This window comes from Halomonas sp. YLB-10 (assembly GCF_003856855.1).
GTDB lineage: Bacteria > Pseudomonadota > Gammaproteobacteria > Pseudomonadales > Halomonadaceae > Halomonas > Halomonas litopenaei.
Genome location: NZ_RRCU01000001.1, coordinates 737,209 through 759,086 on the forward strand (window position 1 = coordinate 737,209; position 21,878 = coordinate 759,086).

At 66.2% G+C, this 21,878-nt stretch carries 13 protein-coding genes; all 13 read right to left on the minus strand.

The genetic code is table 11. The features are described 5' to 3' along the window. Window positions 1–22 precede the first annotated feature (22 nt). Window positions 23–3,505 (minus strand): bifunctional diguanylate cyclase/phosphodiesterase, encoded by a 3,483-nt coding sequence (locus EBB56_RS03015; protein WP_052704194.1) that lies wholly within the window; start codon window positions 3,503–3,505, stop codon window positions 23–25. A gap of 400 nt (window positions 3,506–3,905) precedes the next feature. Continuing rightward, window positions 3,906–5,057: a sugar diacid recognition domain-containing protein gene (locus EBB56_RS03020; protein ID WP_185696367.1), complete on the minus strand. Its 1,152-nt coding sequence runs from the start codon at window positions 5,055–5,057 to the stop codon at window positions 3,906–3,908. 133 nt (window positions 5,058–5,190) lie between these two features. Next, window positions 5,191–5,466, minus strand: coding sequence for a hypothetical protein (locus EBB56_RS03025; protein WP_045990997.1), 276 nt, complete (start codon window positions 5,464–5,466; stop codon window positions 5,191–5,193). Window positions 5,467–5,646: 180 nt separating this feature from the next. After that, on the minus strand, window positions 5,647–8,601 hold the full coding sequence (gene fdhF / locus EBB56_RS03030) for a formate dehydrogenase subunit alpha (RefSeq protein ID WP_124802728.1): 2,955 nt from the start codon (window positions 8,599–8,601) through the stop codon (window positions 5,647–5,649). Next, window positions 8,601–10,358: an NADH-ubiquinone oxidoreductase-F iron-sulfur binding region domain-containing protein gene (locus tag EBB56_RS03035; RefSeq protein WP_185696368.1), complete on the minus strand. Its 1,758-nt coding sequence runs from the start codon at window positions 10,356–10,358 to the stop codon at window positions 8,601–8,603. Before EBB56_RS03035 ends, fdhF begins: the two co-directional genes overlap by 1 nt. A gap of 104 nt (window positions 10,359–10,462) precedes the next feature. After that, on the minus strand, window positions 10,463–11,593 hold the full coding sequence (locus tag EBB56_RS03040) for an electron transfer flavoprotein subunit beta (RefSeq protein ID WP_260425272.1): 1,131 nt from the start codon (window positions 11,591–11,593) through the stop codon (window positions 10,463–10,465). After that, the gene (locus tag EBB56_RS03045; protein ID WP_124802730.1) at window positions 11,583–13,007 is read right to left on the minus strand and encodes an electron transfer flavoprotein subunit alpha/FixB family protein; all 1,425 of its coding nucleotides are present in this window, start codon (window positions 13,005–13,007) and stop codon (window positions 11,583–11,585) included. Before EBB56_RS03045 ends, EBB56_RS03040 begins: the two co-directional genes overlap by 11 nt. Continuing rightward, the gene (locus EBB56_RS03050) at window positions 13,004–15,133 is read right to left on the minus strand and encodes a DUF3483 domain-containing protein (protein ID WP_124802732.1); all 2,130 of its coding nucleotides are present in this window, start codon (window positions 15,131–15,133) and stop codon (window positions 13,004–13,006) included. The genes EBB56_RS03045 and EBB56_RS03050 overlap by 4 nt, the downstream gene beginning before the upstream one ends. A 60-nt stretch (window positions 15,134–15,193) precedes the next feature. Then, window positions 15,194–17,296, minus strand: coding sequence for an NADH:flavin oxidoreductase (locus EBB56_RS03055; protein WP_124802734.1), 2,103 nt, complete (start codon window positions 17,294–17,296; stop codon window positions 15,194–15,196). A 203-nt stretch (window positions 17,297–17,499) separates the two neighbouring features. Continuing rightward, a complete protein-coding gene (locus EBB56_RS03060; protein WP_124802736.1) occupies window positions 17,500–18,045 on the minus strand; it encodes a DUF5943 domain-containing protein in 546 nt (181 codons plus the stop codon). 42 nt (window positions 18,046–18,087) lie between these two features. Further along, on the minus strand, window positions 18,088–19,101 hold the full coding sequence (locus tag EBB56_RS03065) for a dipeptidase (protein ID WP_124802738.1): 1,014 nt from the start codon (window positions 19,099–19,101) through the stop codon (window positions 18,088–18,090). Between the two features lie 284 nt (window positions 19,102–19,385). Beyond that, window positions 19,386–20,084 (minus strand): monofunctional biosynthetic peptidoglycan transglycosylase, encoded by a 699-nt coding sequence (mtgA, locus tag EBB56_RS03070; RefSeq protein WP_045994978.1) that lies wholly within the window; start codon window positions 20,082–20,084, stop codon window positions 19,386–19,388. Between the two features lie 197 nt (window positions 20,085–20,281). After that, a complete protein-coding gene (locus EBB56_RS03075) occupies window positions 20,282–21,391 on the minus strand; it encodes a GlxA family transcriptional regulator (RefSeq protein WP_409360198.1) in 1,110 nt (369 codons plus the stop codon). Window positions 21,392–21,878 lie beyond the last annotated feature (487 nt).

Below are 21,878 nucleotides of genomic sequence, written 5' to 3' on the forward strand. Positions count from 1 at the left end.
GATTTTAGGACTCGGCGGGCGCTCAGCGTCGGCGCGCTTCCGCCCCAATCAAGTCCTGCCGATCCATCGGGACCTCCTGCTGCGGCGCCAGATGGGGGCGACGCAGCAGGCCGGCAAGCTCCCGGAAAGGCACCGGTCGAGAGAACAGATAGCCCTGGAAGGTGGTGCAGCCCAGGTCCTTCAGGGCGGCACATTGATGCGGTGTCTCGACCCCTTCTGCCAGCGCCTCGAGGCCCAACTCCTGGGCCAGGGTGATCACGCTGCGACAGACCGCGATATCTCGTTCACTGTCCAGGCACTGGGCGACAAAACCACGATCGATCTTGATCTTGTCGATGGGCAGGGACTTGAGGTAATCGAAGCTCGAGTATCCCTTTCCGAAGTCATCGATCGCCGTGGTGACCCCGCGGGCCGCCAGGGCCCCCAGTGTACGAGCCACGCGTTCCTGGTCATCCAGCAACATGCCTTCGGTGATTTCCAGCTCCAGACACTCGGCATGCAGGTGGGTCTGATCCAGCGTCTGGCACACGCTCGATAGAAAATCCATGCGATGAAATTCCAGCGGTGACAGGTTCACCGCCACCCGCCCCGGCTTGAGTCCACTTCGCCACAGGCGCTTGGCGTCGTAGCAGGCCCTGCGCATCACCCAGCGCCCCAGATCGATGATCTGGCCGGTTTCTTCGGCCAGTGGAATGAACTCCGACGGTGAGACCCAGCCGAATTCGGGATGGGACCAGCGTATCAATGCCTCCAGACCGGTGATCCTGCCCTCGCCATCCACCTGGGGCTGATAGAACAACTGCAGACGCTGCTGTTCCATGGCAATACGCAGCGCGTTGCGCAGGGTCACATGACGCCCGGGGACACCGTCGAGGGTGCGTGTGAACAACTGATACTGGTTTCGCCCGCGTTGCTTGGCCTGGTACATGGCCAGATCGGCCTGCTGGATCAGCCGTTGTGGCGACAGGGTGGTCCCGGTGTCCAGCAAGGCGATCCCGATACTCGCGGATATCTGCAGCTGGAAGCCGTCGACGCGGCAGGGTTCACGCAACTGGTTCAGCAGACGCTCGGCCACCGCGATGGCCTTGTCCTTGCCACCGATATCCACCAGCACCAGCACGAATTCGTCCCCGCCCAGACGCGCCAGGGTATCCGAGCGTCGCTGCCCTCGGCTCAGGCGTTTGGCGACCTGTATCAGCACGCGATCACCGACCTCATGCCCCAGGCTATCGTTGATCGGCTTGAACGCATCCAGATCGATGAACAGCACCGCCAGCCCCTGCCGATGACGTGTCGCCAGGGCTACGTCGTGCTCCAGTCGGTCGGCCAGCAGGGTGCGATTGGGCAGACCAGTCAGGGCGTCGTGGGTGGCCTGGTGGGCCAGCATCTCTTCCTGAACCTTGCGCTGACTGACGTCATCGACGATGCCGATGTAGTGACTTACCCCTTCGCGGAGCGCATGCACCGGCGAGAGCGTCAGGTCGTACCAGCGACCGCCTCCTCCTCCCTGGCTGGCCAGCGCAGTGACCGAGCCCGGCTGCTGGGTCTTCATCCAGTGACAGATCTCGGCTTCGGTCACCGGGTCCAGACACATGGTCCTGGCAAGCTCACTCGCCAGCAGTCCGGTCACCGAGGATGCCGAAGCATCCAGCATGCGGCACAGAGCAGCGTTGGCATACATCACGGGGCAGCCCCTGGACTGGGCGTCGAAGATCACGACCCCATTGCTGCTCTCCCTGAGACAGTGCTCCATGATCGACAGCCTGGCTTGCTCCTGCTGACGCAGACTGATGTCGGCGAAACTGGCGAAAAGGCCCACACAGGCCGCCCCCACCCGGACCTGCTGCAGGCGTATCCTGAAGGTAGAATCCGCGATCGAGCACTCGAACACCACGGACCGCTGTCGCCCGGTCATGACATTGTCGAAGTGCTTCATCAATTCATCGGGCGCATCACCGCATCCCAGCAGTCGACTGGCTACCTCGGTGAAGGGTCGAGCGATAGCCTCCCCTGCGCTGTCACCCAGAGCTTCCGTGGCAGAGTCGTTGAGCGCACCGATCAGGCCCGAACGTCGAACCTGCAGCATCGGCACGGGGTGTAGTCCGAACAGGGAATGAAACTCCTGTTCACGCGTCGCCAGCGAAATCGCCTGCTCTCTACGCAATCGCGCCAGCGCAATCCAGGTCATCAGTTGATAGGTGACAAAAAGGCCCAACGCCAGCAACAGCGCCGGCAATAGCACCCACTTGAGCGACAGCGGCTTCGATGCCTGAACCCGCAGCAGCGTGCCGCCAGCCAGGGCAATATCGTCTCGCATTACGCCGGCCAGCCTGCCGCGCTCGACCCAGACCTCGCGGGCACCATGATCCAACGCCTCTGCCGGGCGGAGCCCCAACAGCGACAGGTTCGCCGTCAGTCCTTCACTCATATGCTCAAGCCACAGCGTCGTGTCGACCAGTACGACCAGCCGGGGGCCCGCAGCACCGAAGCTGTTGACCTCCAGCAGCGCCGCGCCTTTGCCCGGAATCCACCAGCGCATGGCCTCGTTCTGACGCTGTTCGAGCCAACTTCGAACCTCGTGCAACGCCAGCATTTCTTCGAGTCGAGACGTCGCCCCACCACCGTCAGCGGGGTTCCAGCGCAATGCGCCCCTGTCCTGCCACCAGACGTAGGCAAGCACCTCTCCCCGGGCTGCGGGACCGGTGGGTTCCGGCGACCCTCCTGCCTGGGTCAGTGGAAGGCTCCATTCGCTCCAGCCCAGGCGGTAGCGTTCTTCCCAATTGGCGATGCGCTCACTCAAGGTATCCAGCTGCGTGCTCAGATCCTGTTTCAGATCGAGCGAATAGAGGTGGTAGCCCCCAAAGCCCACCAGCATGCTGAGACTGGTGCCGATAAGCCCGACCTTGATCACCCTGGGCGCCAGCCGTCGCAAGTTCAAGCTGCGCTGGCGGGCGAACAGCCAGAAGATGACGCCATAGGTAAACACCATGACGGTGCCAAGCGGCCGGGACTCGAACAGTATAAGGCGCCAACGAGGGGCATCCTCCGTCGTCCAAAGGATCGAAAATCCCAGCGCACCAGCCACCATGCACACGATTCCCAGGGCCGCGTAGCGCCTGCGCCCGACGCCTCGACCGTGCCACAGACAGAAGGCGAACAGCAGCATCAGCAGCAACGACATTGCCGGCAGCGCCTCGAGGCTCACCTGACGATTGACTTGATCAAGCAGCCATAGCCCTTGTCCCAGGCTGTACCCCAGCAGCGCCAACGAGGCCAGCCGCCTGACACGATCACAGCCGATAACCAGCGCCAGAATACCGAGCGTCGCCAGCAACGACGCCACCGCGCCCCAACGGCTGAAAGTCAGAAGATCGAACAGGAACAATGAGGACGAGGAGGAGGCGAACAGGGTATGCAGGGCCATCAGGGCCCCGAAGGTCAGCACCACCAGCAGCAGTGGCGGAAAGCCCAGACTCCGCTCTTCCTCGGACTTCCAGTCACTCATCGGCCGGCCTCAGTGGTGAAGGAGCGTCCAGATGGGCGGCGCAAGCCTCCTGGGCGAACGCCTTAGATCAGCCCGCCTCAGGGGAAAGCTGCACAGATTTGTCTCCCTGCTAATTATCCTGCACAAAATGTCGCTACGACTCTCGGTAACTAATTCGTAATTTAATGTAAGAAAAAAGCCACAAGCTAAGCGCCGTGGCTTCACATTCTTATGGCAGGCAAGCCCTGACGGCTGGCTTTGTGGCAACCACCACCCTACCTGCAGACACACCAGCAGGCCCGATGCCCCCCTGCGACATCATGAAGGACAGCATCGAGGCACAAGCTCGCAAGCAGCAGCTCGCAAGCAGCAGCTCGCAAGCCACCGCTCGCCACCCGCGAGAAAGATCAGCCTGAGGGCATCAACGAACGCCGTCGCCGGACGACAGCTCCAGACCCAGGAAAAGCTCCACCAGGCCGGTGAAGCGATGGGGAGAAATACCGGTAATCTCTTGGATGCGATCCAGCCGATAGCGCAGGGTGTTGCGATGGACGTGCAGGGCATCGGCGCAGCGACTCAGGTTGCCCTCGTGCTCGATCAGCATCGCCAGGGTCTTGAGCAGGCGCCCATGGCTGTCGGCTCCACGAATGCGCTCGACCGCCTCGCGCAACTGCTCGCCTTGCCAGCCATCGTTCAGTGGCGACAACAGCACCGGAAGGCGCAGCTCGTCGTAGTGATAGGTCATTCGCTCGGGAAACTGGCGCTTGCCGATCGCCAGTACCTGCCGAGCGCTCTCGTAGGACAGGTGGAGGTGGCCGGGTGCATCGAAGGCGCGCCCGACGGCGACCTTGGCCCCGTGAATATCGTGGCGTGCCAGTCGCGCCAGCAGGGCTTCGATAGCCCCGTCGGGGCCTGGGTGTGCGCCCTGCTTGTGCTGTCCAGCCTGATCCGTCAAAGGCTGGAGCACCAGAACGCGATGGGGTGAGACCTGGGTGACCAGACTGTCACGGGCCAGAAGCTCCATCAGTCGCTGCATGGCATCCAGATCTGCGCTGGGCGATCCTCTGTCCAGCTCGATCAGTACCGCCAGTCGCTGACAGGCGACGTCGATCCCCAGTCGCTCGGCCCAGTCATGAAGTTGCTCGGAAGAAAGCTCAGCGTTGACCCATGACAGGATAAAACCTTCCCGGTGGCGCTTGGCCCACTCAAGCTGACTCAGCATGTCGGCCTGTTCGACCAGCATCTCGGCGGTCACCTTGACCAGCCGCGCCGCCTGACGTACCTGCGATGGCGGACCGGTGATACCGAGCACTCCCACGGTCTCGCCGGCGCACTGAAGCAGCAGATTGATGCCCGGTCGCGCCCCCTTGAAGGCATCGACGTCATGCTCGGATATCTCGAGTCCATTGCCACGCTGAAGCGCCAGCATTGCGCCATCGTGCAGGGTACCCAGACGCGAGTGATCACCGCTGGCGATGATCACCCCGCGCGCGTCCATCACGTTGATGTTGGCGTCGAGAATATCCTGGGTCTTGTCGATGATCTGCTGTGCGAGCTCAGCGCTCAGAATCATGGGGCCACCTGCCGCCGCTGGCGAAGAAACGCCATCTTCGCCTTGCGACTGAGCGGCTGCAAGCCGGCGGTCTAGCCTGCGCCCCAGGCTGAGCCATAGACGGCACCACAGTCGGCGCCCTAGGCTAGGCGCCCTAGGCTGAGCCCTTCCCTGCAGCCCTGGATTCGCCGTTATCATCGAGCCCCAGCAGGTGGGCCTGAATGGCCTGATGGACCGACGGCAACAGCACCTCCTGCTTGTCCATCAATTCGCGCACCAGCGCCGCTAGTCCGGGCAGGCCGACCTCACGTGCCTTGAGCCGGGCCATCCTGGCGCAGGTCTCCGGGCAGGCATCCTCGGGCAGGCGCACTCCCAGCGCCAACAGACGATCACGAAAGTCACGACCGTCGATCAGCTCGGCAATCATCATGGTGGGTGACTCCTTGTTGCTGTGTCTTACGTTCAGATTAGGGCTTGTCTGAAAAGTGCCTGCGCTCGGTAATACGGCGTTAAAAATCGGATCAAAATGCTCATTTACACCCCGTAAACTGCGCTTTCTCACCGATTTTTGCCTTGTCTAACCTTCGCTCGTCGACTTTTCGGACAGCGCCTAGGTGACCTGGGCCGGCTCGGCGCGACTCAAGCGACAGGCGGCATACTTGAACTCCGGAATCTTGCCGTAAGGGTCCAGCGCCGGATTGGTCAGCAGATTGACCGCGGCCTCCACATAGCAGAAGGGTACGAACACCATGCCGTCGGGCATGCCGTCGTCGAGCCGCGCCACCAGGGTGATGGCGCCACGCCGGGTGGTGATGGTCACCCGCTCCCCCGGGCGCAACCCCAGTCGGGCGAGCTCCCCCGCCGACAGGCTGGCCACCGCCTCGGGTTCCAGGTCGTCGAGTACCTGGGCCCGGCGGGTCATCGAACCGGTGTGCCAATGCTCAAGCTGGCGTCCGGTGGACAGCACCGTCGGGTAGTCACGGTCGATAGGTTCATCGGGCGGCAGCGGCAGCGCCGGCGAGAAGCGCGCCTTGCCGCTCGCCGTGGGGAAGGCCTCGGAGAACACCACGTCTTCGCCCGGCGCCCCTTCCGCCAGGCAGGGATAGGTGACCGCGCCTTCGCGCTCGAGTCGCTCCCAGTCGATATGGTTCAGCGAGGCCATCCCCTTCTGCATCTCGGCGTAGACCTCGCGCGGGTGGCCATAGTCCCAGTCGAGACCGAAGCGCCGCGCCATCTCCTGGATGATCCACCAGTCCGGCCGCGCATCACCGGGCAGCGGCAGCGCCTGGCGCCCTAGCTGCACCTGACGGTTGGTGTTGGTCACGGTACCGTCCTTTTCCGGCCAGCTTGAGGCCGGCAGGATGACGTCGGCGAACTGCGCCGTCTCGGTGACGAACAGGTCCTGCACCACCAGATGTTCGAGGCTTGCCAGCGCCCCACGGGCGTGGGTCAGGTCCGGGTCCGACATGGCCGGGTTCTCGCCCAGAATGTACATGCCGCGAATGGTGCCGGCGTGGATGGCGTCCATGATCTCGACCACGGTGAGGCCCGGCTCGGGATCCAGGGCGTCGCCGCTGCCGTCGCTGCTTATGCCGGCGTAGCCCCACAGCTCCTCGAAGGAGGCCCGCACCTGGGCGTCGGACACCGGCTGGTAATCCGGCAGCACCATCGGGATCAGGCCGGCGTCGGAGGCTCCCTGGACATTGTTCTGGCCACGCAGCGGATGCAGGCCGGTGCCGGGGCGCCCGGTGTGACCACAGGCCAGCGCCAGCGAGATCAGGCAGCGGGCATTGTCGGTGCCGTGGGTATGCTGGGAGATCCCCATGCCCCAGAAGATCATCGCCCGATCGGCGTTGGCGTATTCCCGCGCCGCCGCGCGGATCTCGTCGGCGGGCACGCCACAGGCCATGGCCACCGACTCCGGCGTCTGATCGCGCACCGATGCCTTGAGCCGCTCGAAGCCCTCGGTGTGCTCACGGATATAGGCCTCATCGAAGAGCTGCTCGTCGATGATGACGTTCAGCATGGCGTTGAACAGCGAGACGTCGGCCCCCGGGGTGAAGCGCAGCACCCGATGGGCATAGGCGCCCATGGCCTGGCCCCGTGGGTCGATGATGATGAACCGGGTGCCACCCTTGGCCGCCTGCTTGAAGAAGGTCGCCGCCACCGGATGATTGACCGCCGGATTGCAGCCGGTGAGGATCACCACGTCGGCGTTCAGCGCCTGCATGAAGGAGGCGGTCACCGCACCGGAGCCGATGCATTCCATCAGCGCCGCCACCGAGCTTGCGTGACACAGCCGGGTGCAGTGGTCGACATTGTTGGAGCCGAAGCCGGTGCGTACCAGCTTCTGGAACAGCCAGGCCTCCTCGTTGGAGCACTTGGCACTGCCAAAGCCTGCCAGCGCCCTGGGGCCGTGGTCGGCCTTGAGCCGGGTCAGGCCCCCGGCGGCCAGCGCCAGCGCCTCGTCCCAGTCGGCCTCGCGAAAATGGGTCAGTGGCCGGGCGGGATCGAAGCCCTCGTCCATGCCCTTGGGCACCCCCTCGCGCCGCACCAGCGGCCGGGTCAGCCGCGACGGGTGGCGGCCGTAGTCGAAGCCGAAGCGTCCCTTGACGCACAGCCTTCCCTGGTTGGCCGGGCCGTCGCGGCCTTCCACGTAGAGGATGGCGTCATCCTTGACGTGGTAGGTCAACTGGCAGCCGACACCGCAGTAGGGACACACCGAGTCCACCTTGCGCTCGGCGCTGTCGCTGTTACCACGGCCCTGGGCATCGATCAGGCTGGTCGGCGACAGGGCGCCGGTGGGACAGGCCTGGACGCACTCGCCGCAACCCACGCAGCTGCTCTGGCCCATGGCGTCATCGAGGTCGAACACCACCTTGCTGGCGGCGCCGCGATGGGCCATGCCGATGACGTCATTGACCTGCACCTCACGACAGGCGCGCACGCACAGGGTGCAGTGGATACAGGCGTCCAGATTGACCGTCATCGCCGGATGGCTGGTGTCGTGGTCTGCTGTCGCGGAAGCATGGCGCCCCCCGCTCACATCATCTGCGATCGGCGGGCACTGGCCGGGAAGGCGAGCGCCGGGCGCATGACGCACGACGTCGGGCCTGCGCTTCGGGTAGCGTGCGCGGGCGCGGGTGGCGTCCACCGCCAGGTGATCGGCCATCTGCCACAGCTGGCTTGCACGGTCCGGGCTATCGTCGCGCGGCGGCTGATCGCTGAGCAGCAGCTCCAGCACGCCCTCGCGGGCGACCCGGGCGCGCTCGGACGACTGGCTTCTGACCACCATCTCGGGGCGCGCCTCCCTCAGGCAGCTGGCGGCGAGCACCCGCTCGCCTTCGATCTCCACCATGCAGGCACGGCAGTTGCCGTCGGCGCGGTAGCCGCTGGCGTCCTTGAAGCACAGGTGCGGTATGGTCTCCCCGGCACGCTTGGCCACCTGCCACAGGGTCTCGCCGGGCCAGGCGCTTACTTCGACACCATCCAGCGTCAGCGTGAAGGACTCAAGCGTCGAATCATCAGCGACGTGGGAGACAAAAGCGTTCCGGGATCCGGTCATCAGCACGCTCCCTCGGCGGTATCGGTGACGATGATGTCGTGGCGCCCCAGATCATCGCGGAAGTGGCGCAGCAGACTCAGCACCGGATTCGGCGCCGCCTGCCCCAAGCCGCAGATCGAGGCGTCCTGCATCACCCGGGACAGTCGTTCCAGGTCCTCCACCACCCATCGATCGCGCTCGAGCAGGCTCAGCATCTTCTCGCTGCCGACCCGACAGGGGGTGCACTGACCGCAGGATTCATCGGCGAAAAAGGCCAGCAGGTTGGTGGCCACCGCGCGCAGGTCGTCCTGATCAGACAGCACGATCACCGCCGCCGAGCCGATAAAGCAGCCCTCGGCCTGGAGGGTGTCGAAGTCCAGTGCGATATCCGCCTTGGCGGCAGGCAGGATACCGCCGGAGGCGCCCCCCGGTAGATAGCCGGCCAGCTGATGGCCCTGCGCCATGCCGCCGCCGTACTCGTCGACCAGCTCGCGCAGGCTGATGCCGGCGGGCGCCAGATAGACACCAGGCCGCCGCACTCGCCCGGACAGTGAAAAACTGCGCAGGCCGCTACGCTCGCGCCGGCCCTGACCGGCGTACATGGCCACCCCCTCGCGCCACAGCACCGGTATCCAGTACAGGGTCTCGACGTTGTTGACCAGCGTAGGCCGGCCAAACAGGCCCTTGTGGGCGACCAGCGGCGGACGATGCCTGGGCTTGCCGGGCTTGCCCTCCAGCGACTCGATCATCGCCGACTCTTCGCCGCAGATGTAGGCCCCGGCGCCACGCCTGAGGATAAGCTGGCCCGGCTGCGCGATACCGGCGTCTTCGAGCTCCTCGATGGCCTCGATCAGTACCCGGTGGACGCCGGGATACTCGTCGCGCAGGTAGATATAGACGCCTTCTGCCTCGACCGCCCAGCAGGCCACCAGGGCGCCTTCCAGCATCTGGTGGGGGGCGCGCTCCAGGTAGTAGCGATCCTTGAAGGTCCCCGGTTCACCTTCGTCGGCGTTGACCGCGCACCAGCGAGGACCGGGCTCGGCGCGAACGCTCTGCCACTTGCGATGGGTCGGGAAACCCGCGCCTCCGAGGCCACGCAGCCCCGCGCGCTCGAGCATCGAGGTCAACTCATCGGCCGTCACCTGGCCTTCCCGGCAGCCGCGCAGCAGCTCGTAGCCGCCCTCTCGGCGATATTCGTCGAGGCGCTGCCACAGCACCGCCTCGGGGTGGACCTTGCCGGTTTCCACCAGCACCTCCACCGCCTGCGGGGTGGCGTGGCCCAGGTGGTGGTGCCCCACCTCGACCACCGGCGCCAGGTCGCAGCGGCCCATGCAGGGGGCACGGGTGACGCGCACCTGCTCGGGGTCGAGGCCGTCGCTCAGCGCCTCGGCCAGGCGCTCGGCCCCGGCAAGCTCACAGGACAGCGAGTCGCACACGCGCACCGTCAGTGCGGGTGGCGGCGCCTCGCCGTCATGCACCACATCGAAGTGAGCGTAAAAGGTCGCCGTCTCGTAGACCGCCGCCATGGGCAGCGTCATGTAGCTCGAAAGCGCCCTCAGCCAGTCAAGCGCCAGATGACCATTGGCGTCCTGGATAGCGTGCAGGTGCTCGATCAAGAGATCCCGCCGCCGCAGCTCGGGGTGCTTGCGTTCATCGCCCAGCAACCGACGCAATGCCTCGAGGAGGTCGGGGTCGGTCTGGCGCCCCTTGAGGGTCGCCCGGGTACGCCGGGATCGGCTGGCGTCGGAAGTCACGGTGGTATCGGGTTCGACGGTCATTGCTTGACTCTAGTTATGTCCATGTAAGGCAGCGGTGCGGACTTTGCCGGGTCGACGCGCCCTGCCACTGGCGGTCCCTGCCTTGATGCTGGCACCGCTTGGCGTCAGCGTCCATCGCCTTGTGGACTACCTTGTTGACCGTGCCGGGCCCCGCCGGCAGGCAAGACGCCCTCTGCCTCGAGCATCGACAGGATGGCGGCGGCCCCTTCTGCGGCCGAGACATCCTCGAGCACCCGACCACCGCCACCTTCGGCCTTGGCGGCGGCGGCCTTGAAGCGATCCCGGGCGCTGGTGGCGGTGACGATCTTGAGCCGCCTGGGGCGGGCGCGGGCCGGGATCAGCGGCCACTGCTCCACCGCCGGGTCCAGCACCAGCTCTTCGCCTGACTCGACCAGACGCAGCTGACCACGCCGGGCCGGACCGAAGGCGCTCTGGCGCGCGGCCGGTGCCGCACTGTCCACCCCCAGGATGGCCGGCAGGGTCACCGCCAGACGACGTCGCTGTCCCTGCGGCAGCGCCTGCAGCACGATGGCCCGGAACAGCGCGGTCTCCTCGCAGTCATTGACCTTGCCTGGCTCGCCGTCCTCAGCGTGCCGCTGGCGACCCTCGATCGCTTCAATACGCTCGAGGGCCACCACCCCAGGCACCCAGGCCCAGCCGAGTTGCTCGGCCAGCACCATGGGCAGCATGCCGGTGCCCTCGCCCTGCTCGGCACGCATCCCGCAAAGCGCCAGGCGCGCCTGACGGTGGTAAGCGTCCTCCGCCGAGGGCGATGTCAGCGACGCCCGAAGTGGCGCCATGGCGTCCGCCGCCGCCGGTGCCTGGATCCAGCGAATGGCGTCCAGGCCCATGCCCAGATAGCCACGCAGCGCCGCTTCAGTGTCGTCGCCCTCCGGCCCCTGGTGCCAGGGAATCAACTCCACCTCGGGAGGGGGCGTCTTCTCGGTCTGCAACGCCTGTCTCAGCGACAGCGCCTGTTTCAGCGACAGCGCCATTTCCAGCGCCCGGGCGTCGCCATCGGCACGCTGGGCGCGACCGGTCAGGCGATGGCGGCCCACCGATAAAAGCACATCCAGGCGAAGCGAGGTGATGGCGCTGGCTTGCGGGTAGGCAGCGTCTGCGCTGGAGGCCTTGGCGTTGGCTTTGGCCTTGGCTTTGTTTTTGACACCGCCGTTGGCATCGGCACTGGCGCCGATCTGGGCCTCGCCATGGGGGGAGGAAGATTCAGGCAACATTCAGGGCCTCCTTCGAGGATGTTTCCGCGGGCCGGGACTCGTGGGTATCGCCACGCTCACTATCAACTTTGCCTCCACGTTCCCCCCCGGCCTCGACCAGACGTACCAGTTCGGCGAAGATCTCGTCGCCATTGCCAATCACCGACAGATCGGCCCGCTTGACCATATCGCAGCCGGCGTCGCGGTTGACGGCGATAACCTTGTCGCAGCGCTGGATCCCCTGCAGGTGCTGGATCGCCCCGCTGATCCCCACCGCCAGGTAGACCCGGGCGCTGACGAAGGTGCCGGTGGCCCCCACCTGGCGATGGCGTGGCATATGGCCGTCGTCCACCGCCACCCGGGAGGCGCCTTCGCTGGCGCCCAGCGCCTGGGCGGCCCGGTGAAAGCCGGGCCAGTCGCCAACGCCATTGCCGCCGGACAGGATAAAGGGCGCCTCGTGCAGGGCAATCTCGGCGGGGTCCACCGCCACCGCACCAAGATCCTCGACCCTTGCTTGGAGTGCTTGGGGCGCGTGCTGTGGCTCCAGGGCCATCGCTCTCGCCTCATGGCGGGTCTCGACCACCGGCTCGGCGCACTCAGCCAGCGCCATCAGGATGCGCGGCAGCGGACGGGGCTGGTCCTCGCGCCCGGACCCGGTCCGACAGACGCAGGACCCGTCGGCATCGAGTCCGCCATCCGCCTCGACGCGCCATACCCCGCAGGCGGGCCGCTCGCCCAGCCGTACCGCCAGCCTGCGACCCAGATCGCCGCCGTCCAGGGCGGTATCGGGAAACAGCCAATGGCGCGGCGCCAGCGCGTCGTCCACTCGGGTGCAGGCCGCCAGACGTGCCTCGGGGGCATAACCCTCCGCCACCGCCAGGCAGACCACCCGATCGGCCCCGGCCTCGCCGAGCGCCTGCTTCAGCGCGGGTGGCGGCGAATCCCCGAACAGGATGGCCACCACGGCCAGTTCAGCTCCCTCTGGCTTGGAACCGCTATCGGCCAGTCGGCGGGCCAGGCCGAACAGATCGCGATCGTGCTCGGTCAGCCTGCCGGTGGCGGTTTCCGGGACCACCGCGATCCAGCCCGCCGGGGCCTCCAACGTCACCGCGCGGCGCCGGTCGCGGGCGACCTGAACGTCTGTGGTCTGGGCGCGACCTGCAGGCGACGCGGTGGCTCCCGCCTGGACACCGCTGCGGTCGATACGCCGGCGACCGTTGGGGCCAATAAAGCCCACCGCGTGGGGGTTCCGGCGCAACCGTCCCTGGGGGCCCATCCACGCCGGCGGCGAGGTGGCGTCCTCCAAAGCGGCCAGTACCGACTGATGCTGCGGATGCAGGCGGTTGCGGGCGATCCAGTCTTGCCGGGGATCGCGACGCAGCCGAGCCGTCGCTACTGGGGTGCTGCCTCGCGTCGCTTCATCGGACGGGTTCATTGGCTCAGCTCCTCTACGTCACGGCCCACGCCTCGGTCCACGACCGGGTCGGCGCCTCTTGCCACACCTCCTTTTGCGGCGACCGTCCTGTCGTGTGCTGGCGCCTTGCGCGCTTGGCGCTTGCCGGTGGGCGGCTCGATCAGCGCCTCCGCCACCAGCTCGGCGATATCGCGCACCTGGGCGGTGGCTTCGACCACCCCTTCCAGCATGGCGGTGCACTGGGGGCAGCCCACCGCCACCAGCTCGGCGCCGGTCTCGGCCACGTCGGCCATACGCATGTCGGGAATCCGCCGCTCGCCGGGCACGTCGGTGATCGGGGCGCCGCCACCCCCACCGCAGCAGCGTGAACGGAAGCCGGAGCGCTGCATCTCGGCAAGCTCGATGCCGAGCGCCGCCAGCACCTGGCGCGGCGCCTCGTATTCGCCGTTGTAGCGCCCCAGATAGCAAGGGTCATGGTAGGTGACACGGCCACGCGGACGGGACTCGAGCGTGAGCCGTCCGTCGGCGATCAACTCCTGGATAAAGGTGCTGTGGTGGCGTACCCGATAGTCGCCGCCGAAGGCGCCGTACTCGTTGCCGAGCACGTGGAAGCTGTGGGGGTCACAGGTGACGATGGTCTGAAAGCGATAGTGTGAAAGCGTCGCCACATTGGCCCGGGCCAGACGCTGAAAGGTCGCCTCGTCCCCCAGCCGACGCGCTACATCGCCGCTATCGCGCTCCTCGTTGCCAAGCACGGCAAAGTCCACCGACGCCGCCCGCAAGATCTTGACCAGGGCGCGCAGAGTACGCTGATTACGCATGTCGAAGGCGCCATCGCCCAGCCACAGCAGCACATCCACCTGGCCGTAGTCGCGCATCAGCGGGAGCGCCAGGTCGGCCGCCCAGTGCATGCGTGACCCAGGGGCGAAGCCGCCGGGATTGTCGGTGGCGATCAGATTGTCGAGCACCGCCGCGCCCTTGCCTGGAGTCTTGCCGCGCTCCAGGGTCAGGTGACGGCGCAGGTCGACGATGGCGTCCACGTGCTCGATCATCATCGGGCACTCTTCCACGCAGGCCCGGCAGGTGGTGCAGGACCACAGGGTATCGGCATCGAGCAGGGCGCCACCCGCCTCGACGACGATGGGTCCTCCCGGCCGGCCCTGGTTCTTAGACTTGTCTTGACCTCTATCTTGAGTGAGCGGCCGGCCGGGATAGGGCGAACCGTGGTAGCTGTCGGCGCTGGCGCCGGTCATGCCCCGCACCATATCCTGGATCAGCTTCTTGGGATTGAGCGGCTGGCCGGCGGCGAAGGCCGGGCACACCGCCTCGCAGCGCCCGCACTGCACGCAGGCATCGAAGCCCAGGCGCTGGTTCCAGGTGAAGTCCTCGGGACACGCCACCCCCAGCGGCGCCTCGGGGTCCTCAAGATCGAGCGCCTTGAGCCCGGTGGAGCGCGGCGTGCGCCCCTCGCGCTCGCTTGAGCGCGTGGAAAAGCGCTCTGCCCGGCGATGCCAGGCCAGGTGCAGCGCACCGGCGAAGGCGTGCTTCATCGGCCCGCCCCAGGTCATGCCCAGCATCATCTCGGCGAGTCCCAGCGCGAGTCCCACCAGCAACACACCAGCCAGCGCCCAGCCGAGGATGCCGCCGAGCCAGCCTGGCGGCAGCAGCGAGGACAGCAGACTGACCAGTGCAACGCCGGCAAGGCTTGCCGAGAACAGCGTGAGGCTCCTGGGCAGGCGCATCCAGGGGCCACGTGACAGCCGCGCCGGCGGCGAGCGCCGCCGCCTGGCGACCAGCCTGGCACCGACCAGCATCAGCACGCTGGCGGCGAGCATCAGGCCGGTCAGGCCGAGCCTTAGCCCCGCCGGCATCGGCACCAGCAACACCAGCAGCATCAGCAGCGCAGCGGCGACGAAGCCCCCGGCGGTGGCCACGTGGGTGTTGGCGAAGGCCTTGTCCCGAGCCACCACGTGGTGCAGATCCACCAGATAGCGGCGCGGCATCGCCGCCAGGCCCGCCAACCAGGGCACCGGCGAGGGCCGCCCACGTCGCCACAGGGTGAAGCGTCTGGCCCCACCCACCAGGGTCAGTGTCAGCACGGCCAGCACCAGCACGGCCAGCAGGTCAGGAAGAACGGTTGCGGGCATCTTCTATCTCCTCTCGACGAGGGGCAGGGGGGCGGCGACTGGGCCGCCCTCATGGCTCGCTCAAACGTCCTTGCACAGACGCAGGGCGTCATAGATCGCGGCGTGCACATTGCGCGGCGCCACCCCGTCGCCCAGTCGGAACAGCACGAAACCGGCGCTGCGATCTCCAGCGCTGCGACCTTCTGCGTCCAGGTGCGCCAGGCAGGGCTGCGGCCTGGCCGCGTAGAGCGCCTCCAGATCGACCTGACCGCGATTGAGCGAGGCCTCCTTCATCTCGAGGTAGAGCCGCTCGTCCGGGCGCACGCCGTTCTCCACCACGATCTGGTCGACTACACGCTCTTCCTGCACCCCGCTGTACTCGTTCTCGAGCACCGCCACCAGCGACGCCCCCTCGCGGTAGACCTCGTGCAGCATCAGGTCCGAGGTCATGATGACCTCCTTGTCGTACAGGCTGCGGTAGTAGGTGGGGAAGGTGGTGCCCCCCACCGCGGCCCCGGGCTTGATGTCGTCGGTGACGATCTCGACCCGGGCGCCCTTGTCGGCCAGAAAGTCGGCGGCGGATACCCCGGAGAACTCGCAGATGGAATCGAATACCAGCACGTTCTGGCCCGGTGCCACCTTGCCCGAGAGGATGTCCCAGGTGCTGACAACCAGGCTCTTTTCCGGGTCAGGGTCGAAGCCCCAGTCGGCGTACTGGTCGAGAAACGGCCGCCCGCCGGTGGCCAGCACCACCAGGTCGGGCCTCAGGTCGTCGATGGTGGGCACAACGGCCCGGGTGCCGAGGCGCAGGTCCACCTTGAGCCGGGCAAGTTCGAGCTGATACCAGCGGGTAATCCCGGCGATCTGGTCGCGACTCGGGGCCCTGGCCGCCAGAGTGATCTGGCCGCCCAGGCTGTCCTCGGCCTCGAACAGGGTCACTTCGTGGCCGCGCTCGGCCAGCACCCGGGCGGCCTCCATGCCACCGGGGCCGCCACCCACCACCACCGCGCGACGCCTCCGGCCTTCGCTCTGGCTGATGACATGGGGCAAGCCCATGTACTCCCGCGATGTCGCCCCGTTCTGGATGCACAGCACGTCGAGGCCCTGGTACTGGCGATCGATGCAGTAGTTGGCGCCGACGCACTGACGGATCTGGTCGACCTGGCCCATCTTGATCTTGGCGATCAGGTGGGGGTCGGCGATATGCGCCCGGGTCATCCCCACCAGGTCGACGTAGCCACCTTCGAGGATGCGGTTGGCCTGGGTCGGGTCCTTGATGTTCTGGGCGTGGATCACCGGCACGCTGACCACTTCCTTGATGCCTGCTGCCAGGTGCAGGAAGGGCTCCGGCGGATAGGACATGTTGGGAATGACATTGGCCAGGGAGTTGTGGGTATCACAGCCGGAGCCGACCACGCCGAAAAAGTCCACCTTGCCGGTGGCATCGTAGTAGGCGGCGATGGCCTTCATGTCGTCGTGGGTCAGGCCATCGGGGTGGAACTCGTCGCCGCAGATGCGCATGCCCACCACGAAGTCGTCGCCGACCTCGGCACGCACCGCCTTGAGCACCTCCAGGCCAAAGCGCATGCGGCCCTCGAAGGTGCCGCCCCAGGCGTCCTCGCGCTTGTTGACGCGGGGGCTCCAGAACTGGTCGATCAGGTGCTGGTGCACAGCGGACAGCTCGACCCCATCGAGACCGCCCTCCTTGGCCCGGCGAGCGGCCTGGGCAAAGTCACCGACGATGCGCCAGATTTCCTCCTCCTCGATGGTCTTGCAGGTGGAGCGATGGACCGGTTCGCGGATGCCCGAAGGCGACACCAGGGTGGGCCAGTCGTGGCCATCCCAGCGCGAACGACGCCCCATATGGGTAATCTGGATCATGATCTTGCCGCCGTGACGGTGCACCGCCTCGGCCAGATTCTGAAAGTGCGGGATGATGCGGTCGGTGGACAGGTTCACCGAACTCCACCAGGCCTGGGGGCTGTCGATGGAGACCACCGAGGAGCCGCCGCAGATGCATAGCCCGCAGCCGCCCTTGGCCTTCTCCTCGTAGTAGCGCACGTAGCGCTCCGTGGTCATGCCACCGTCGGTGGCGTGGACCTCGGCGTGGGCGGTGCTGACCACACGATTGCGAATGGTCTGACTGCCGATGGTGATCGGCTCGAAGATCGCGTCAAAGGCCATGGGGAAACTCCTCTGCCCGGACGAAGGTGGAACCACGACAGACGCCTTGGCCTGCGGTGGTCACTGACTGGGGTCGCTGACGGGAGCCGCTGGCTGGGCTCGCCGACGGGGGTAGCTGAATAGGGTCGTCGACCGGGTTCGCCGAACAGCGTCACCTGACAGGAACACCAGGGCGGCGCACCGAATCGACGAGATAGCGCAGCTCAGCGAGACACGGTGGCGAGCGGCTGGACCTCGAAGCGGCCCACCTCGCAGCCTGGCTCGGCGGCGCTCTGGGTCTGCTCGGCACGGGTACGCAGCTCCGACCCCGAGGCCGCCAGAATCTGGTCCATGGCACCGGCGAACCAGCCGGTGAACATGTACTCGACCCGGTAGCCAACCTTGCCCAGCTGGTAGACGAAGGCGCTGTGTTCCAGTCGCACCCGGGCGGTCCCCGCCTCCAGGTCGATGGCCTCGGTGATGAAGCGGCCCCAGCCTCGCTGGGACAGACGCGTCATGTAGTGCTCGAACACCGCCTCGCCGGCCAGACCGTGCAACTCGGCCTCCTTCTCGCACCAGTGCCAAGCGCTCTTGTAGCCGGCGTGGTAGAGAATCTCGGCGTAGGCCTCGACGCCCAGCGCCTGCTCCACGGCGATATGGTTGTTGATAAAGAAGTGTCGCGGCACATACAGCATCGGCAGGGCGTCGGTGGTCCAGACACCGGTCTCGACGTCCACCTCTATGGGCAGTTCAGGCGCCATCTTGGTCACGGTCGACTCCTTGGCAGGCGTTATTGTTGTGGTGGTTATGTGCTATTCGCCCCAGACATCGGCCAGCACCCGTACCCAGTTCTCGCCCATGATCTTGCGCACCTGGGCCTCGCTGAGGCCGTAGCGCAGCAGCGCTTCGGTGAGGTTGCCGAACTCGCCGATGGTGCGAATGCCCTTGGGATTGATGATCTCGCCAAAGGAGGTCAGGCGACGGGCGTAGCCCTTGTCGTGGGTCAGCCACTCGAAGAAGGCCTGGTCGTGGCCCTGGGTGAAGTCGGTGCCGATACCGATGGCGTCTTCGCCGACGATGTTCATCACGTAGACGATGGCCTCGACGTAGTCGTCGATGGTGGCGTTGACCCCGGCCCGCAGGAAGGGGGTGAACATGGTCACGCCGACGAAGCCGCCGTGGTCGGCGATAAACTTGAGCTCCTCGTCGGACTTGTTGCGCGGGTGTTCCTTGAGCCCGGAGGGCAGGCAGTGGGAATAACAGACCGGCCTGGACGACTCGAGGATCACCTCGCGGGAGGTGTTGGCGCCAACGTGCGACAGGTCACACATCACCCCGACCCGGTTCATCTCGGCGACGATCTCGCGACCGAAGCCGGACAGGCCACCGTCGCGCTCGTAGCAGCCGGTGCCCACCAGGTTCTGGGTGTTGTAGCAGAGCTGGACGATACCGACGCCGAGCTTCTTGAAGATCTCGACGTAGCCGATCTGGTCTTCAAAAGCATGGGCATTCTGAAAGCCGAAGATGATGCCGGTCTTGTCTTCCTGCTTGGCACGCCGGATGTCCGCGGTGGTGCGCACCGGCAGCACCAGGTCGCTGCACTCTTCCATCAGCGCGTTGGTGGCCACGATATTGTCCACCGTGGCCTGGAACCCCTCCCACACCGACACGGTGCAGTTGGCCGCCGACAGCCCACCACGGCGCATGTCCTCGAGGAGTTCACGGCTCCACTTGGCGATGATCAGACCGTCGATCACCGTGGCCTCGCGGTGAAGCGCCCGGGCATCGATGGCACCAGTTTCGGTTTGCGTCAGAGGGGAGTTCATCGCTGTTGTCCTTACCCGCTTCAGGGAGAGCGCCAGCATCAGAACGCTGGCGTTGTGCGGGCAGGATAGCGCCGCCCCGGGGGGCCACGACGCCTGATTGCGACGACGAGAATTCCAAAAGCGTCACCGCCGTTCCGGCAGCGACAAAAGGCACCCATGGGCAAAGGAAAGAAGCGAAACGACGCGCCTCAAAACACCGCGAAGACGTGCCGGAAGCAAAGGGGCGAAGAGGGAAAGAAGTGAATGGACAGAACCAAAGGATCAAGGACTGCGACGCCTGCCGGCTACAGCTTCTCCAGGTAGCCAAGCCCCAGGTTATTCATCTGTCGCTGAATCCAGGCGGCGTGACGGGCGGTGCGCGGCCCCGGGTGCGAGGCGCTGCGCTCTCGCGGGTTGGGCAGCACCGCCGCCAGGCGGGCCGCCTGGGCGGCGCTCAACTGATCGGCACCGACGCCAAAGTAGTGGCGGCTGGCGGCCTCCAGGCCAAAGACTCCCCGGTCGAATTCGACGATATTGAGATAGACCTCGAGGATGCGCTCCTTGGGCCACAGCAGTTCCATCAGGGTGGCGAACCAGGCCTCGAACACCTTGCGCACATAGTCCCGCCCGGTCCACAGAAACAGGTTCTTGGCGGTCTGCTGGGTAATGGTGCTGGCCCCGCGCAGCGAGCCACCATTCATCGCGGACTCGATGGCACGCTTCAACTCCACCAGGTCGAAGCCATGATGGTCGGGGAAGCGCTGGTCTTCCGCCGCGATTACCGCCAGCTTGGCGTTGTCGGATAGCTCATCCCAGGGACGCCAGCGCTGCTGGATGTCCAGCGGCTCGCCGGAGAACCAGGACGAGACCTCGCGCTCCAGCATCACCATGGAGCCGAATACCGGCACCACGCGAAACACCAGCACCAGCACCACTGACCCCAGCGCAAAGGCAAGGGTGGCGCGTAGCAGAAGTCGGCTGAGAGGGCGCCACCAGTTGCGCATGCATCGGGCTCGGTTGGAATCGATCCGGGGAGTATATCAAGGCCTTGGGTGGGGCGGGCAATCGCCGCTGTCAGCATTTTACCGGTGTGGCCAAAGGCTCTCCTGCCGATATCTGGCGTCCAGGCATGCCGAAGCCTGGTCCCTGGCCTCGTCCAGCAATTCAGCCAGCGAAGGCGCATTTTTCAATACGCCCTTCGCTACTTGGGCAACACCTTGAAGCTGCCGTAGGTCGGCTCTCCGCGCGCTTCTTCCAACGCCGACAGCGCCCGGGACACCGGCTCGTCTGGGGCCGCCGTCAGCAGCGGGGATACTGCACTACCGGCCACCACCGGCGAGAAGGCGCTCCAGCCCAGTCGCTCCTCCCGCGGCGGCAGGCCGAAGCACTCGCGGTAGCACTTGGAGAAGTGCGGGGTGGAGACGAAGCCACAGGCGGCGGCGATGTCGATGATCGACATCGAGGTCTGCTTCAACAGCTGACGGGCGCGATTGAGCCGCAGGCGCATGTAATAGCGCGACGGCGAGCAGTGCAGGTTGCGCTGGAACAGCCGTTCCAGCTGGCGCCGCGACAGGCTGACGTAGCGGGCCAGTTCGTCCAGGTCGATGGGCTCTTCAAGGTTGTTCTCCATCAGCGCGACGATCTCCTGCAGTCGCGGCTGGGTGGTGCCGAGCATATGCTTGAGCGGCACTCGCTGCTGGTCCTGTTCGCCACGCACCCGGTCGCACACGAACATGTCGGAGATGCCCGCCGCCAGCTCGCGCCCATGGTCACGCCCGATCAGCGTCAGCATCATGTCCAGCGGCGCGGTGCCGCCAGAGCAGGTGAAACGGTCCCGGTCCATGGCGAAAAGCTTCGAGGTCAGGCCGATGCCCGGGTAGGCCTCCTGCAGCGCTGCCTGGCATTCCCAATGGGTGCTGACCTCATAACCCTCGAGCAGCCCGGCCCGGGCCAGCGCCCAGGCGCCGGTACACACCGAGCCAAAACGCTTGAGATGGCGCGCCTGGGCCTTCAGCCAGCTGACGTGGCCCTGGTGCACATGGCGGGTCGGCGCCACGCCGCCGCAGACCACGACCATATCCAGCGACAGCGGCACCGTGATCGACGAGTCCGGCGTCACGGTCAGGCCGTCGCTGGCCTGAAGCGGCGCACCATCCAGGCTCAGGGTGAACCAGCGATAGAGTTCCTGGCCCGATAACTGGTTGGCCATGCGCAGCGGCTCGATGGCCGAGGCCAGCGAGATCAGGGTGAAATGCTCGAGCAGCAGAAAACCTACGGTCTGTGGCCCCTCGGGCCGGCTAGGCAGGGTCATGGTCATCTTCTCCACAGCGTCGGCCTCCTCGTCGCAAGCCACGAGGTACCGTCACGTCCATTTGTTGTTATCGCGACGTCGTAAACGGAACAGGACTCGCGCATGGTGTCGACACCCTCGACGTTGCCAGCGTCGCTACGGGTATCGCAGGCAGGAGCGTCCGTGCTTTTCTCCGACGACTTTACGCCTGGCGACTGAGTCTCGGCATCACAATAATCGCTATCGGCTGCCGCTTGACCAGTCGTCTCCGACAATGATGTCGCTGGCGACTATGACGAGGTCGCATCTGTCACCTGACAAGGCAAAGGATCGGCCATATTTCCCCATTCACGACAGGGCTATCTCTCCAGGCGACCCGGCGATGCCTTGCCGGGACACCGCCTTTGGCTCGCCAGCCAGCGCACGCCCCCCTGCCCGGACACGCCAAAATCCAGCACTCTCTTCCCCCACTCCATGGCCCGGAAGTTCAGGCCGCAGAAATCCCGGG